We start from the raw sequence: 15314 nt of genomic DNA, 5'->3' as shown, positions 1-15314 counted from the left end.
CCCCGCAGGACCAAGGAGCACTTATCGTGCCGTCATTTTCGAATACGCTCGAGCAAGCGATTCACGCCGCACTGGGTTTCGCCAATGCCCGCCGTCATGAACTCGCGACCCTGGAACACCTGCTGCTGGCGCTGATCGATGAGCCGGACGCGGCCAAGGTGATGCAGGCCTGCGATGTCGATCTCGAGGAGCTGCGCAACAAGCTCACCGAGTTCATCGAGGAAGATCTGGCGACATTGGTGACCGAGGTCGAAGGCTCGGAAGCAGTGCCCACCGCCGCGTTTCAGCGCGTCATCCAACGCGCCGCGATCCACGTGCAGTCCTCTGGCCGCACCGAAGTGACCGGCGCGAATGTACTCGTCGCGATCTTCGCCGAACGCGAATCGAATGCTGCCTACTTCCTGCAGGAACAGGAAATGACCCGCTATGACGCGGTTAATTTCATTGCCCACGGCGTTGCCAAGAATCCGAGCTTCGGCGAGAGCCGTCCGGTGACGGGCGCCGACATGGAGGAGGAAAGCCAGCAACACGAGACGCCACCGGGGGACAGCGGCGAGCAGCGCGAATCTGCGCTCGCGAAATATTGCGTGGATCTCAACGCCAAGTCCGAGAAAGGCGATGTGGACCCGCTGATCGGACGCGACCCGGAGGTCGAGCGCTGCATCCAGGTTCTCTGTCGCCGGCGCAAGAACAACCCGCTTCTGGTTGGAGACCCCGGCGTCGGCAAGACCGCCATCGCTGAAGGTCTGGCGCGCAAGATCGTGTCGGGCGAGACGCCGGATGTGCTCTCGGGCGCAACCATCTACTCGCTCGACATGGGCGCGCTGCTCGCCGGCACTCGCTATCGTGGCGATTTCGAGGAACGGCTAAAGGCCGTCGTGACCGAACTGGAGGATCACCCCGACGCGGTTCTCTTCATCGACGAGATCCACACCGTAATCGGCGCCGGCGCAACGTCCGGCGGCGCGATGGATGCCTCCAACTTGCTCAAGCCAGCGCTGCAGGGTGGCAAGCTGCGTTGCATGGGCTCGACGACCTACAAGGAGTTCCGCCAGCATTTCGAAAAGGACCGCGCCCTCTCCCGCCGCTTCCAGAAAATCGACGTGAACGAACCTTCCGTCGAGGACAGCGTCAAGATCCTCAAAGGCCTCAAGCCTTACTTCGAGGAGCATCACGAGATCAAATACACGGCGGACGCGATCAAGACGGCTGTGGAGCTCTCGGCGCGCTACATGAATGACCGCAAGCTGCCAGACAAGGCGATTGACGTGATCGACGAGGCCGGTGCGGCACAGCATCTCGTGCCGGAGAGCAAACGGCGCAAGACCATCGGAACAAAGGAGATCGAGGCCGTTATCGCCAAGATCGCCCGCATCCCGCCCAAGAACGTCTCCAAGGATGATGCCGAGCTGCTGCGGGATCTGGAACCGACCCTCAAGCGCGTCGTCTTCGGTCAGGACAAGGCGATCGAAGCCCTCAGCGCGGCGATCAAGCTTGCCCGCGCCGGGCTGCGTGAGCCGGAGAAGCCGATCGGGAACTACCTATTCGCCGGCCCGACCGGCGTCGGCAAGACCGAAGTCGCCAAGCAGCTTGCCGACACTCTGGGTGTTGAACTGCTGCGCTTCGACATGTCCGAGTACATGGAGAAACATGCAGTCTCGCGGTTGATCGGTGCCCCTCCGGGCTATGTCGGCTTCGATCAGGGAGGTCTGCTGACCGACGGCGTGGACCAGCATCCACATTGCGTTCTGCTGCTCGACGAAATCGAGAAGGCGCACCCGGATGTGTTCAACATCCTGCTGCAGGTGATGGATCACGGTACGTTGACGGATCATAACGGCCGTTCGGTGGACTTCCGCAATGTGATTCTGATCATGACCTCCAATGCAGGCGCGTCGGACATGGCAAAGGCCGCGATCGGCTTCGGTCGCGACAAGCGCGAAGGTGAAGACACCGCCGCCATCGAGCGCACCTTCACACCGGAGTTCCGCAACCGTCTGGATGCTGTGGTCAGCTTCGCACCGCTCGGCAAGGAGGTGATCCTGCAGGTGGTCGAGAAGTTCGTTCTCCAGCTCGAGGCCCAACTCATGGATCGCAACGTGAGCATTGAGCTGACCACGCCGGCCGCCGAGTGGCTTGCCGAACGGGGTTACGACGACAAGATGGGCGCCCGTCCGCTGGGCCGTGTGATCCAAGAATACATCAAGAAGCCATTGGCCGAGGAATTGCTCTTCGGCAAGCTGACCAAGGGTGGCATCGTCAAGGTCGCGGTCAAGGAGAACGCGCTGGATCTCGAGATCGAGGAACCGGGCAAACCGCGCCTGTCCACGCGCAAACCGCCGTTGCTGACGGCGGATTGATGAAACCGGTCCTGAAACATGAAAGAGGGCGCTTCGCGGCGCCCTTTTTTCTGCCCTGCCTCCTTGTGCTCTCGACCGCATCCGTCCTGCACGCCGAAATGCCGGAGTTATTGCTCCCGGTGGATTGCTCGGCCACGCGCTGCTTTGTCCAGAAACATGTCGATAACGACCCGGGCCCGGGTTTGCGGGACTTTGCGTGCGGCCGGCTGACCAGCGATGGACACAAGGGAACAGACATCGCCGTGCCGCCCGTCGATGCGACAGGGGCAGGCGTGCGCGTCGTGGCGGCGGCCGCCGGACGGGTGCGGGGGCTTCGGGACGGCATGTCGGATGTGGACGTCATGGCACCGGGAGCGCCAAACGTGGCCGGCAGGGAATGCGGGAACGGCGTGGTGATCGATCATGGCGACGGCTGGGAAAGCCAATATTGTCACCTGAAACGCGGTAGTCTTGTTGTGCGCAAGGGCGAAATCGTGAGCGCCGGAACGCCTCTCGGCGAGGTCGGGTTGAGTGGAGACACGAATTTCTACCATCTCCATTTCAGCTTGCGCGAGAACGGGCGTGTCGTCGATCCGTTCCGCTCAAATCCCGACGAGTCATGTGGTTCCGGGACCGGAAAAAGCCCCTGGCCCTCCTTGCCAGACTACGCGCCGGGCGGCGTGGTACAGGTCGGGATCGCAAACCGGGTCCCCAGTTGGAGTGAAGTCAAGGCTGGCTTTGCGCGAGAGACTTTGCCCGGCGGACCACTTGACGCGCTGGTCGTCTGGAGCCAGCTCTATGCAGGCGAGGCCGGCGACAGGCTGGTCCTTGGCATCGATTTTCCCGATGGTCGCTCCCGCAGCGGCGAGATCCGGCTGGAGAAGTCCCAGCCGCAGCTCTTCCGCGCCTGGGGCATCAAAGCCCCTGCGCAGGGATTCAAGTCGGGCGACTATCGCGGGCGCGTGGAGCTCTGGCGTGGGGAAACCCTGCTGGCCCGCGATGCCATCGCCTTTCGTCGCCCCTGACGCTCAACGCTCGGTGAGTTTCAGCTCGATCCGGCGATTGCGGGCGCGGGCTTCGTCGCTGTCGTCGCGGCTTACCGGTTGGAATTCCCCGAACCCGTTCGCCGCCAGGCGATAGGGCGGGAAGCCCAGTTCATCCGTCATGTGCCGAACCACGGAAAGCGCACGCGCCTGGCTCAGCTCCCAGTTATCGGCATATTGCCCCCGTCCCGACAGAGGCGTGTCGTCGGTATGGCCATCGACCCGGATCACCCAGTCGATCCCTTCGGGAATCTCTTCCGAGATCTCCGCGAGAATCCGCGCCACGCGCGCGATTTGCGCCCGACCTGCCTCGGAGACATCGGACGAAGCCGGTTCGAACAGCACCTCGGAGGAGAAGACAAAGCGGTCGCCCTCGATCCGCACACCTTCGCGCCCGCCGAGGATCTCGCGCAGCCGGCCAAAGAACTCAGAACGGTAGTTCTTCAGGTCGCGTGCTTCCGCTTCCAGCCGTTTCTTCTCTTCTTCAAGCCGTACGCGCTCGACCTCTTCCAGTCGCGCCCGTTCGGCTTCGAGATCCGCCCGCACCTTCTGCTCGCTCGAAAGCTGTGCCAAGGCCGTGTTGAGCCGCGATCCCAGCGATTGAATTTCCACCTTGGAAACAGAATCGCGGGCCTCCGAGGCGCTCAACAACTCCTCCAGAGAGGCGAGCTGGCTGCGCAACGAAGAGATGTTTTCGTTGAGCAACGCCATGCGCCGCTGATCCTCGGCCGAAGCCGCTTCGCGTTGTGCCAGCTCGGTCTTGGCGGCCGCCAGCAGCGCAGCACGCTGCTCGGCATCGGTCAGTTGCTTCTCGGCATCCTGCTCGGCGGCCAGCTTGGCCGCGAGAGCCGCCGCGAGTTGACGACGAATATCCTCGGCATCTCCGGTGGCCGCGCGCAGGCTCTCATTCTCGGTCTCCAGCCGCGCCATCTCACTGCGCAGATCCGCCATCTCGCCCGACAACGTCTCGATGGTTCGTTCCGCTTCTGCCAGGCGCGCGCCAGACTCGCCGCCCTCGGCACGGGCCGCATCGCGCTCAAAAGTCAGAGCCACGACAGCGGCGCGCTCGCTTTCCAATTCGCTCGAAAGGGTTGAGATACGTGCTTTCGCGTCAGCCAGCTCCGCCAGTTGGGCCGCATTGCCCGTCTCGGACTCCGACAGCGCCGCCGCGAGCGCCTCACCGCGCGCCGTCTGCCCGGCAAGCGCATCCTGCAGCCGGGCGATTTCTTCATTCGCCTCGCCGAGCGCGGCTGCCCGCGCGGTCTGACCAGAGCGCGCCTCTTCCAGAGCCGCCACCAGCCGCGCACGTTCCGCCTCCGCCTCGGCAAGCGCCTCGCGCATCCGCGCAGCCTCTGCCTGTGCCTCCTCGAGCGCCGTCGCGCCGGCTTCCTTCGCCGCGGTCTCACCGGCAAGCTCCTCTTCCAACGTCAGCCGCGAGAGCAGCGCAGCGGCGAGTTTCTCGTCCAGTGCGGCTTCGGCCGATTGCGCCGCGGCCAGCAGCGTCAACGTCTCTTCAGCCCTGCGTCGTTGCGCTTCCAGCGCCAACGTCATCGCCGTCAGTTCGTCCTCGGCGCCCTTCAGCTTCTCCCGCAGTGCCTGCGCGGCAGCGACCTCGGCCAGCCGCGACGCTTCTTCCTCCGAGAGCCGTTCCGCCAGATCCTCGGCCTCTGCCAGCTTCTCCGTCAAAGCCGCTTCGGTTTCCGCATTTTCCGTCTCCAGATCGGCGATCAACGCCTCCAGCGCCTCCCGTTTCGCCGCCGCCAACCGCGCCGCCTCTTCCTGAACATCGATCTCGCCGCGCGCCGAAGCCAACGCCGTCGTAAGCGCGTCGCGCTCGCTCTCCAGCGTGTCCTGCGCGCTCTCCAGCTCCGCGATATCGGTCCGCGCGGCATCGCGCTCCAGCAGCAATGCCGCGACTTGTTCCTCAAAATCGGAGATGCGGCCAGCGGCATCCGCCAGGGCCGTTTCCTGCTGGCCAATCTGGGACGTGAGCGCCGCGATCAGGGCCGATTGCTCGCTCGCCTCGTCGCGCGCGGCCGAGAGCGTCGCATCGAGCACGCCGACCTGCCGCTCCAGATCCGCGGAGCGGGTCTCTTCCATGCCGAGCGCCTCGGCGAGTTGCAGGATCTCGTTCTGCAGCAGGTCCAGTTCGCTTTCCTGCCCGGTGATGGTCTCTCGCAGCATGAATTGCACGATCATGAAAATCGACAACACGAACATCAGCACCAACAACAGCGCCGTCATCGCGTCGACGAAGCCTGGCCAGATCGAAGCCGAGAGACGATCACTCCCGCGTCGGCGCAGCGACATGGCCTAGCTCCCCGGCCGCTCGTCGGGGCCAACCACGGTCCCGGTCTCGGCGAGGCCCTGCTGTCGGCGGGCGCGGCGGATCTCGCGTGTCATCGTGGCGATATCGCCGCGCAATTCGGCCACCGTCTCCTGGCGACCAGCGGCCAGTTCCTCGAGGATCCGCAGCAATTGGACGTCGATCGAGCGCAGACGCATCCGCGCCTCGGCATCGCCGCCGCTATCGACCATGTCCCCTTCCTGGCTCGGCGCGGAGCCCGCCCGGCGCAGCATCTGCTGCTGGGTTTCGAGCATCCGCTCCTGCCCCTCGGCGATGCGTTCCAGCACGTCCGTCGTGCGGTCGCCATGCTGCATCGTGCGGGTGAGCGCGGTCACCGCCATGGCGACTTCCGTCAGCTTGTCATCCACCATGGACCGACTCGCATCGGCCACCGAATGCGTCTCGCGCATGTTCTCCATCTGCTCGGCGATGTGGTCGAGCACGCCGACCAGCGCCCCGGTCTCGCCGGACAGCTCGGTCTCGCCGCCTCCGGCAAAGCCCAGCCGGGTGATCGAGGAAAGCCACTCCTCCAGCTCGCGGTAGAAGCGGTTCTGTCCGCGCGAGGCGAAGAGCTCCAGCAGCCCCACGACCAGAGATCCGGCAAGACCCAGGAGCGAGGAGCTGAAGGCCGTGCCCATGCCGCCGAGCTGCGCTTCCAGCCCGCCCATGAGCTTCTCGAAGACCTGCACGCCGGTCTCGCCCTCCTTGGGCGCGAGCGAACGGATGGTCTCCACCACGGCCGGGACGGTGGTCGCCAGACCGTAAAACGTCCCCAGAAGGCCCAGAAAGATCAACAGGTTGACGATGTATCGCGTGATGTCGCGCCCTTCCTCGATCCGGGTCGCCACCGAGTCGAGGATCGAGCTGGCGGAGGTCGAGGAGATTTGCCGGTTGACCCCGCGCGAGCGCAGAAGAGCCGCGAGCGGCGCGAGCAGGCGGGGGGTCGGCGAGTTGGCCGCGCTGTCATGGTCGCGTGCGAAGGTCTCGATCCAACGCACCGAGGAGGAAAGCTGCGCGACCTGCAGGAAGCAGGCCAGCACACCGATCACGAAGACCAGCGCGATGGTGCCGTTGAGCCAGAGATTGGCGTAGAAGACCGGCTGAACCGACGGGAATATGACCCATGTTCCGGCGGCGACAAGGCCACAGGCGATGAGCATCTGGGTGATCTGTCGCACGGGTTGCGAGAAATGGGTCTGGGCCGGGGTGTCGCTCATGGCTGGCGGGCGTCTCGCACAAGGGAAATCTTGCTGCGCACGTTAGTTAACGGTCAGGCGAATGCCAATGAGCAATCGGACGATGACGCAGGAAGGACCGGCAGCGTTGCAAAACTCCCTGCCCTGCCCGGCTCAGCCAAGCCGGGTCAGCGCACGGACGCGGGCGGCGAGCCAGTCGATATCCGCATCCGCAAGGCCAAGCTCTGTCAGGTGATCGGCGGTGTTGAAGAGGTATTCGGTGTTTGGACCACGTCCGCCAACAGCGCGGGCGATGATCTGCGCCTGCTTTTCCAGCGCCATGCCGCCGCAATACTGCACATGGCCGCGTTCGATCACATAGGCCAGCGCCGTCACACTGCGCCCGTCATGCAGCCGCAGCGTCACCAGTTCCTCGATATAGGCCGAGGAGACCAGCTCGCGTTCACGCAGCGCCGCCAGCGTCTCGGCTTCGTGGTCCGGCATGACGCGAAAGGCCAACCCGTCGCAATGGGCGTCTTCGAGCCGGTCCAGTGCAAGGACCAGCCCCGGATCTTCTTCGGTGCCGCGATGATGGATCGAGGACATGCAGAACGCCCGATGATAGCCAGTCAGCCGGGCAACAGCCTGCTCTTCGACCGGAAACCCGGGATGCCAGATCAGACTGCCATAGCCGAAGACCCAGAGCGGCTGGGTGGTGTCGATTTCCTGAAGCATCCGATGTTCCTCGCGCGGTTGCCGGTGTAAACCGCATATCGGAGCGATGGGAAAGGGCCGATATGAGACCGAGCAGACTCTTGTGGATCGTCGTGATCTTCGCGGCGGGCTGGAGCGCCTGGTGGGGCTGGGGTGCCTGGCAGGCGAAAAACGGGCTGGAGCACTGGCTGGAGGCGCGCCGGGAGGCCGGCTGGCAGGCCGAGTGGGACGGGCTGGAGGTCCGGGGGTTCCCGACGCGGATCGACCGGACCCTGACCGGCGTGACCCTGGCCAATACAGATTCCGGCTGGGTCTGGACCGCGCCTTTCTTCCAGATCCTCGGGCTGAATTATCAGAAGGATCACGTCATCCTCGTCTGGCCAAACGAGATGGCGCTTCGGACGCCCTATCAGAACGTCGCGATCACCGGCCAGTCTCTTCAGGGCAGCGCCACCTTCCTGCCCGGCCCGGCGCGGGAATTGTCAGAGGCGACGTTGATTTTCGAGGCGTTGGAACTGATCTCCGATGCCGGATGGACCTTTTCGAGCGACGAGATGCGCCTGGCCACTCGCCCGACCGAAGCAAAGCTCGGCCGGCGCGATATCGGGCTGGAATTCCTCGGCCTGAAACCGCGCGCGCCACTGCTGGGGCGTCTGGCACAGGCCGGGCTGGTGCCCGAGGAGGTCGAGACCCTGCGTGCCGATCTGTCGGTCGGCTTCGACCGGCCCTGGGACAGGCTGGCCGTCGAGACGGCCCGGCCGCAGCCGCGCGAAATCGAGATCCGAGAGATCGCGGTGAAATGGGGGGAGCTTGAGCTGCGAATTGCCGGCGATCTTGAGCTGGACGCGGCGGGCCTCGTCAGCGGCGATGTGATGGTCAAATCCACAAATTGGCGCGACATCCTGGAACTGGTGCGCCAGTCGGGTCTGGTTCCCGAAAGCCTTGTCGATCCAATCGAATCCGGGCTGGGGCTTCTGAGCGGGCTTGCCGGACGTTCGGACACGCTGGACATCCCACTCAGCTTTTCCAATGGTCGCACCAAGCTTGGCCCGGTCCCATTGGGGCCGGCACCGGTGATCCGCATCCCGTGAGAAGGCCCCCGCCATGAGCAACTCGATTCTTCGCGTCGCCGAGGATTTCTGGAATATCCGCGGCTCCTTCCGTGTCGGCGGTGTCATCGACCTGGGCACCCATGCCTCGTTGCTGCGCCGCCGGAACGGCTCCTTTCTGCTGCTCGACTCGCTGACATTGCGGGACGCGCATCGCCGCGAGATTTTAGAGCTGACCGATGGCGGCAACGCCGTCGAAGCGATCCTGAACCTGCACCCGTTCCACACGCTGCATTGCCACGCCATGCACCGCGACTTCCCGCAGGCAAAGCTCTACGGCACACGCCGCCATGCAACGAAGCGCCCTGACCTGCCTTGGGAGCCGCTACGCTGCGAGGACCCCGAATTCCCGGACCTCTTCGCCGAAGATCTCGACATTTTCATTCCGCGCGGGGTCGATTTCATCTCGTCAGACGAGAAGCTCCATTTTTCCTCCGTCCTGGCGATGCACCGCGCCTCCGGCGTGCTGCATGTCGATGACACTCTGACCGTCCTGCGCCCCCCCGCCCTGCTGCGCGCATTCGGCCTGCGCCCGCGCGTCTCCTTCCATCCAACCCTGCGCAAGGTATTGGAACCGCGCGCCGGAGCTGCGGCCGCGTTCAGGAATTGGGCGGAAGAGCTTGCGGACTCAACGGAAGAGACGAAAACGCTCTGCGCCGCCCATGTCTCTGGCCCTTTGACGCCTGGGGATGGCGAGGCAACGATCTCCGCGCGGATCCTGTCAGCCCTGAAACGGGTCGACCCGATCCTCGCGGCGCATCAGGCGGAGTTCGGATAGACCCCGGACCGGTCGGCAAAGGCCAGGGGACTGGTTCCTGAAGGCCGGTTCTGGCGGCACGGGACGTCGCGACGACGGAAAGCTCGTGCGACGGCTGTCCTTTCAGCACCCAACCGTGGCCGGTGCCGCGGCAGTCGGGCGCTGCCAAGCAGTCTTGTCACATAGAACGAGGCTCAGCCTATTGCCTGGGCGGATGAGCATCGGGCCGTCGGGACGGCCCGGCGCGCCATCACTCACTCCCCGACGGGGTCAGACGCGTCCATTGACGGGTCACATGATCATGCTCATCGAACTCCAGCCGAAACAACGCATCCAGCCTCACCGGCTCCCGTCGTTCCCGGTGCACGCCCTGAACAAGTCCGCTCCAGAAAGCCGCGCGCCCGGTCACCTTTCGGGAAATCTCGACCACCGTGGTCGATAGCATCACCTCTGCAAATTCTTCGAAAAGCGCCTCGATCTGGGCACTTCCTCGACAAATGCGCCGCTCCATTCCCGGCTCTGCGGGCACTTCCAGCTCGATCTCGGCCTCGTCTGCATAGAGCGTGACAAGGCCCGGCGCATTCAGAAGAGGCGCCATGAAGGCATTCTTGGCTTCAAAAAACCGATCCAACGCAAGATTGGTGCAGCTCTCCACGACGTCGGCCCCAAAGCTCTCTTGCGGAACCGCTTCGAATCCTTCGTCGCGGTCACATGTCCTGACCAATTGCTCCATACCCATTCTCCACTCATCCACCTCGCAGCGTCATAGTCCAAATGGCGCCCCTGCAGGAGCACGAACCATGGCAATGCCAAGATTCGATGACATCACCTCCCGATTGTGCGTTCCAAAATAGCTAACCAGTTCCGGTACGCCAGTTTTTTCAGCAACTCCGTTCCAAACCCGTGTTCGCGCATTGCTTCGATCAGGGCCGGAAGGCCCGCAGAATCACCGATGGCCTCCGGAACGACGCAACCATCAAAGTCGGACCCGAAGCCGACATGATCCTCTCCGAGCCTCGAAATCAGGTAATCGAGATGGCGCAGCATCGGCTCGAAACCGCAATCTCGTGCGGCCAGCCCATCCGGGCGCAGGAAGAATGTGGCGAAGTTCAACCCGACCATTCCGCCGCTCTCGGCGATCTGGTCAAGCTGGCGATCCGTGAGGTTCCGCGGGCTGGGGCAGAGCGCATGCGCATTGGAGTGGGTGGCGACGAGGGGGGCGTCGGAAAGGCTGGCGACATCGTCGAAACCGGCCTCGTTGAGATGGGAGAGGTCGATCAGAATACCGAGCGCATTGCACTCGCGCACCAACGCCTTGCCAGCGTCGGTCAGGCCCGGGCCACTATCCGGGCTGCCGGGGAAGCGGAAGGGCACGCCGTGACCAAAGGCGGTAGGGCGGCTCCAGACCGGGCCAATCGAGCGGAGCCCAAGCGCGTGGAAGACATGTAGCGCGTCCAGGTCGGGGCCGATCGCCTCGGCACCTTCCATATGCATAACGCCGGCGATGGAACCGCGTTCCATGGCGGCGCGACAGTCAGCGGCGGACCGGCAGACCGTGAACGCGCCCTCGGACGCGCGCTCCATCCAGAGCATATGTCCGGCCTGTGACAGGGCCACCGGTTGCGCCCGCGTCAGGTTCAATGGTGCCGGCAGCGGGACATCATAGGGGGGCTCTTTCATGAGTTCGAAGAGGTCGGGGGCACCCGGGCTGGGCGGCGAGGGTACGTAGATCGCGAAAAGACCGCCGGCAAACCCGCCCGCGCGCATTCGTGGCAGGTCGAGATGGCCCTCTGTCCCGCCTTCCAGAAAGAGCGTGCGCCGCGTCTCGGGGGCATGATGGAGACGGAGAAGCAGATCGTTATGACCGTCGAAGACGGGGATGATTTCAGGCATGGCGCTCAACTCGATATGGGAGACTGCGCGCAAGCTAGGCGTCTTTTCCGACGGGTGGAAGCGCTCGGAAGAGCGACCGCTGGGCGCAGGCCGGGACAGAGGAGGCGTCCCTCCCGTCGTCGACGCATCAAGATGCGCTCCTCCCGTCGGGGGTGGCACGCCTTCGGCGTGCCGGCGCGCACAGGAGCTGGTTGCACAATGCTTCCATTATGCTACGGAAACGAAGGGGGTCCTGCGAGACCTCTTTCAGGGAGACGGGCATGACAGCGTCGAAGACAGGCACCAAGGCGATCAACCTGCGGATCGAACATGAACACGAGCAGCTCGTGCGGGATGTCATATCGCGGATCCGCAAAGGCGGCCCCGGGTTTCGCGCCGCGCTCCGGGCGCTGATCGAAGATGAGCGCGCGGCGGAATATGTCCCCGCGCACGAGCTTCACGCCCGTTTCGCTGATATCGAGAAGCGCCTTCGCGACGGGATAAGCGCCGAAGCGCAATTCGTTCCCGCCGAGGAAATCGAAACCCGGTTTACGGCGTTGGAAGAACGGCTGATCGAGATGTCGCGACAGACCGGCGAGACCTATGTGCCGGAATCCGAGATCCGCGCCCAGTTCGCCGAGACCGAACAAAGACTGCGCGAGATCGAGCAGATGGCGCTGGCGCGCATCTCCCGCCTCGGCGCGGATAGCTGCGGCGGCTGAGACGCGAAGAGGGGCTGGCGATGCGGATCTTTTCCAACCGAAAGCGACCGGTCCATCTCGGGTCCTACCCGTTGGAGCGGCTGAAGCGGCAGGAGCGCATCCCGGACCTCAGCGACGCCCCCGCCATGCCGCCGCTGAGCTTCCATCGACCCGAGCAGCCCGACAGCATCGTCAATGCCATGGGCGAATTCCAGGCGATGATGGATGCGATCCGCGATGGGCTGGTCAACCCGGCGCGCGCCGCCATCCCCGACGATCCGGCAGAGCGCGCCAATCACCTCAAGGCCTTCGGCTATTACAACGACGCCTCCATGGTCGGGACCGGCCCCCTGCCCGCTGCCGCGTTTCTGGCGGAGCCGCGCCGAAACCCGGATATCGAGCGGCTGGCCGAGGCGCTCCGCACCCGCCAGACCCGCACCCTCGCCGCCGGGATCGACCTGATCATGGCCGACCTCAAGGAGAGCATGGAGGCGCCCCCGAAACCGCTTTCGGACCACGCCCACGCCATCGTGCTGCTCTACGAACACCATCGCGCCCCCCGTCCCGACGAACCCGGCAGCGACTGGATCCTCGGCGCGCAGGCGCATCGGGCCTGCCTGCGGGCCACGGAAAACGCCGTGGTACTGGCCAATTACATCCGCGCGCTCGGTTATGACGCCCGCGCCCATACGGCGACCACGAGCGAGGTCGACCTCGGCAAGCTTGCGCTCGCGGCCGGGCTGGTCTCGCTCGAAGACGGCGCGCTCTCCGCCCCGTGGCTGGGACGGCGCTTCGGGCTCGCGGCGGTGACGACCGAACTGGAGCTGGCCCATGACGACCCGCTCGCGCCCGGAGCGCAGGCGAACGGTCCGGGCTGGTGGTTCGGGCTGGGCACCGGCAAGGGCGCCATGAACCGCGATCCCTATGCGCGGCGCAGCTATGCCGCTGGTGCGCATCCCTTCGAGCGGCTCAAGCGGGTGGACAGCCCCACGACCTATATCGACGAGCCCAATGTCGCCCGCGTGCCCAAACGCGCCGACATGTTCGCCCGCAGCCAGTTCGGCGATATGGGACCGGCGCTGCAAAAGGCGGCCACAGGTGGCAAATATGTCCGCAAATCCGCGCCTTCCATGGCGCAACGCCGCGCGCTCGGCGCTTTCGTCCTGCTACAGGACGGCCCGCCAGACCCAAACGGCCCGCGTCCGACCGACCCGAAGCGCAACGCGCTGAACCTGAAGGCTGCGAGCTATTTCCTCGGCATCGACGCCGCGGGCACCTCGCGCTGCCCGGACTGGGCCTGGTACAGCCATGACGCCACCGGCGCGCCGATCGAGCCGCCGCATGACCAGGCTTTGTCGATGATCGTCGACCAGGGCTTCGAGACAATGGAAGGCGCTTCGGGCGATGACTGGATCGCCGTCAGCCAATCGATGCGCGCCTATTTGCGCTTCTCGCTTCTCGGCGGGGTGATGGCGCAGCAGATCCGCAACCTCGGCTTCTCGGCAAAGGCACATACGGTGATGGATGGCGAAGTGCTGCAACCGCCGCTCTTGCTGCTCGCGGGGCTCGGCGAGGTGTCCCGCATCGGCGAAGTGATCCTGAACCCCTATCTCGGCCCGCGGCTCAAATCCGGCGCGGTGACGACCGACATGCCGATGGCCCATGACAGGCCGATCGATTTCGGCCTGCAATCCTTCTGCGAGGCTTGCAACAAATGCGCCCGCGAATGCCCCTCCGGCGCCATCACTGCCGGGCCGAAGCTGATGTTCAACGGCTACGAGATCTGGAAATCCGACAGCCAGAAATGCACCACCTACCGCGTCACGCAGGAGGGCGGCGCGATGTGCGGGCGCTGCATGAAGACCTGCCCATGGAATCTCGAAGGGCTTTTCGCCGAAGCCCCGTTCCGCTGGGCCGCCTCCAACATCCCCACCGCCGCGCCGTTTCTGGCAAAGCTCGACGACCGGCTGGGCAATGGCGGGCTGAACGATGTCAAGAAATGGTGGTGGGACCTCGAGCAGTCAGAGGATGGCGCCTATCGCCCGACTGAAAAACCGGTCAACCGGCGCGATCTGCAGACCGATCTCGACCTTGCCTACGAGGACCAGACACTCGCGGTCTACCCGGCCCCGCTGGCGCCGCATCCCTGGCCCTACCCATTCGCGATGGATCGCGAGGCAGGGATATCGGCCTATGAGGCGATGATCCCGGCGGATGAATACCGCGCCCGGCTGGCGCAGGGCGATGCCTCGGTGATCCATCACTCCCGCACTGAAAGCGACTCTCCGGTGATCCAACTTGAGGTCGCCAAGGTGGAGCCGATGGCGGCGCGGGTCACCGGCTACACGCTGCGCGCCCCAGATGGCGCCCCCCTGCCCGACTGGACCGCCGGGGCGCATATCGACCTGCTCGTGGCGCCGGAATATCTCCGCCAATATTCGCTCGCGGGCGATCCGGCGGACCGCGCCACCTACCAGATCGGCGTGCTGCGCGAAGATGCGGGCCGGGGTGGTTCGGCGCTGCTGCACCGGATCTTCACACCCGGCCGCAAGCTTTTCGCCGCGCGTCCGATCAACCATTTCGAGCTGGTCGAGGCGGCCGGGAAGAGCTTCCTCATGGGAGGCGGGATCGGCGTGACGCCGATGATCGCCTTCGCCCACCGCCTGCACGCTCTCGGACGGGATTTCGAGCTGCATTATTCCGTGCCGACGCGCGCCGAGGCCGGCTATCTCGACGCGTTGGAACAGGCGGACTGGGCCGGGCGCGTTCGCCTGCATGTCTCCAACGAGGGAAGCCGGGCCGATCTGGACGCGATCCTCGCCGGCGCGCGACCGGGCTGGCATGTCTACACCTGCGGACCGGAGCGCTACATGGAGGCCGTGCTGGCCGCCGCCGAGCGACAGGGCTTTGCCGAGGATGCACGCCACCTGGAGTATTTCAACCCGCCGGAGACGCCAGACTACGTCAACCACCCCTTCCGCCTGCGATTGCGCGACGGGCGAGAGCTGGAGGTCGCGCCCGGGCAGACCGCCGCCGAGGTGCTGAATGCGAACGGCATACGGGTCGATGTGAAATGTTCGGACGGGATCTGTGGTGTCTGCCGGTGCGGGCTGGTCTCCGGCGCGGTCGAGCATCGCGATCACGTTCTGTCGGCCAGACAACGGCAGACAGGGTTCATCGCCTGCCAGTCCCGCGCAGCAGAGCCGGACGGGATTCTGGAACTGGACCTGTAGCCGCGGCTCGCGACGAGGCCTTGT

The 15314-nt window shown here is 65.0% G+C and carries 11 protein-coding genes; 6 read left to right on the top strand and 5 right to left on the bottom strand.

Translation table 11 applies throughout. From position 1 onward, the window contains the following. Positions 1–26: 26 nt before the first annotated feature. On the top strand, positions 27–2360 hold the full coding sequence (clpA, locus tag R3X27_RS11135) for an ATP-dependent Clp protease ATP-binding subunit ClpA (RefSeq protein ID WP_317708929.1): 2334 nt from the start codon (positions 27–29) through the stop codon (positions 2358–2360). Continuing rightward, a complete protein-coding gene (locus tag R3X27_RS11130; RefSeq protein ID WP_317708928.1) occupies positions 2360–3364 on the top strand; it encodes a M23 family metallopeptidase in 1005 nt (334 codons plus the stop codon). The genes clpA and R3X27_RS11130 overlap by 1 nt, the downstream gene beginning before the upstream one ends. Positions 3365–3367: 3 nt before the next feature. Here the strand turns inward: R3X27_RS11130 and R3X27_RS11125 are convergent, their stop codons facing one another. The 3 genes from R3X27_RS11125 to R3X27_RS11115 form a co-directional block, all read right to left on the bottom strand. Then, positions 3368–5692: a peptidoglycan -binding protein gene (locus tag R3X27_RS11125; RefSeq protein ID WP_317708927.1), complete on the bottom strand. Its 2325-nt coding sequence runs from the start codon at positions 5690–5692 to the stop codon at positions 3368–3370. Between the two features lie 3 nt (positions 5693–5695). Beyond that, entirely contained in the window at positions 5696–6946 is a 1251-nt protein-coding gene (locus R3X27_RS11120) for a biopolymer transporter ExbB (protein WP_317708926.1), read from the bottom strand. 132 nt (positions 6947–7078) lie between these two features. Continuing rightward, positions 7079–7639, bottom strand: a complete 561-nt coding sequence (locus R3X27_RS11115; RefSeq protein ID WP_317708925.1) for a gamma-glutamylcyclotransferase — start codon at positions 7637–7639, stop codon at positions 7079–7081. Positions 7640–7701: 62 nt separating this feature from the next. Here R3X27_RS11115 and R3X27_RS11110 point away from each other — a divergent pair, with 62 nt between their 5' ends. Then, entirely contained in the window at positions 7702–8709 is a 1008-nt protein-coding gene (locus R3X27_RS11110) for a DUF2125 domain-containing protein (RefSeq protein ID WP_317708924.1), read from the top strand. A 13-nt stretch (positions 8710–8722) separates the two neighbouring features. Next, positions 8723–9505: a hypothetical protein gene (locus tag R3X27_RS11105; RefSeq protein ID WP_317708923.1), complete on the top strand. Its 783-nt coding sequence runs from the start codon at positions 8723–8725 to the stop codon at positions 9503–9505. A gap of 229 nt (positions 9506–9734) precedes the next feature. Here the strand turns inward: R3X27_RS11105 and R3X27_RS11100 are convergent, their stop codons facing one another. Together R3X27_RS11100 and R3X27_RS11095 are read right to left on the bottom strand one after the other, a co-directional pair. Then, positions 9735–10217 carry a hypothetical protein gene (locus R3X27_RS11100; protein ID WP_317708922.1) on the bottom strand — a complete coding sequence of 161 codons (483 nt, stop codon included), beginning with the start codon at positions 10215–10217 and terminating at the stop codon, positions 9735–9737. 92 nt (positions 10218–10309) lie between these two features. Next, positions 10310–11377 (bottom strand): dipeptidase, encoded by a 1068-nt coding sequence (locus R3X27_RS11095; protein ID WP_317708987.1) that lies wholly within the window; start codon positions 11375–11377, stop codon positions 10310–10312. Positions 11378–11637: 260 nt separating this feature from the next. Here R3X27_RS11095 and R3X27_RS11090 point away from each other — a divergent pair, with 260 nt between their 5' ends. After that, complete coding sequence (locus R3X27_RS11090; protein WP_317708921.1) at positions 11638–12078, top strand: hypothetical protein; 441 nt, start codon at positions 11638–11640, stop codon at positions 12076–12078. 14 nt (positions 12079–12092) lie between these two features. Next, the gene (locus R3X27_RS11085; protein WP_411572488.1) at positions 12093–15290 is read left to right on the top strand and encodes a 2Fe-2S iron-sulfur cluster-binding protein; all 3198 of its coding nucleotides are present in this window, start codon (positions 12093–12095) and stop codon (positions 15288–15290) included. Positions 15291–15314 lie beyond the last annotated feature (24 nt).

The organism is Tropicimonas sp. TH_r6, from assembly GCF_033101155.1.
In the GTDB taxonomy this organism is placed as follows: domain Bacteria; phylum Pseudomonadota; class Alphaproteobacteria; order Rhodobacterales; family Rhodobacteraceae; genus Tropicimonas.
The sequence above is the reverse complement of the archived record's forward strand: the minus strand, read 5'-3'. Positions and strand labels throughout refer to the sequence as shown.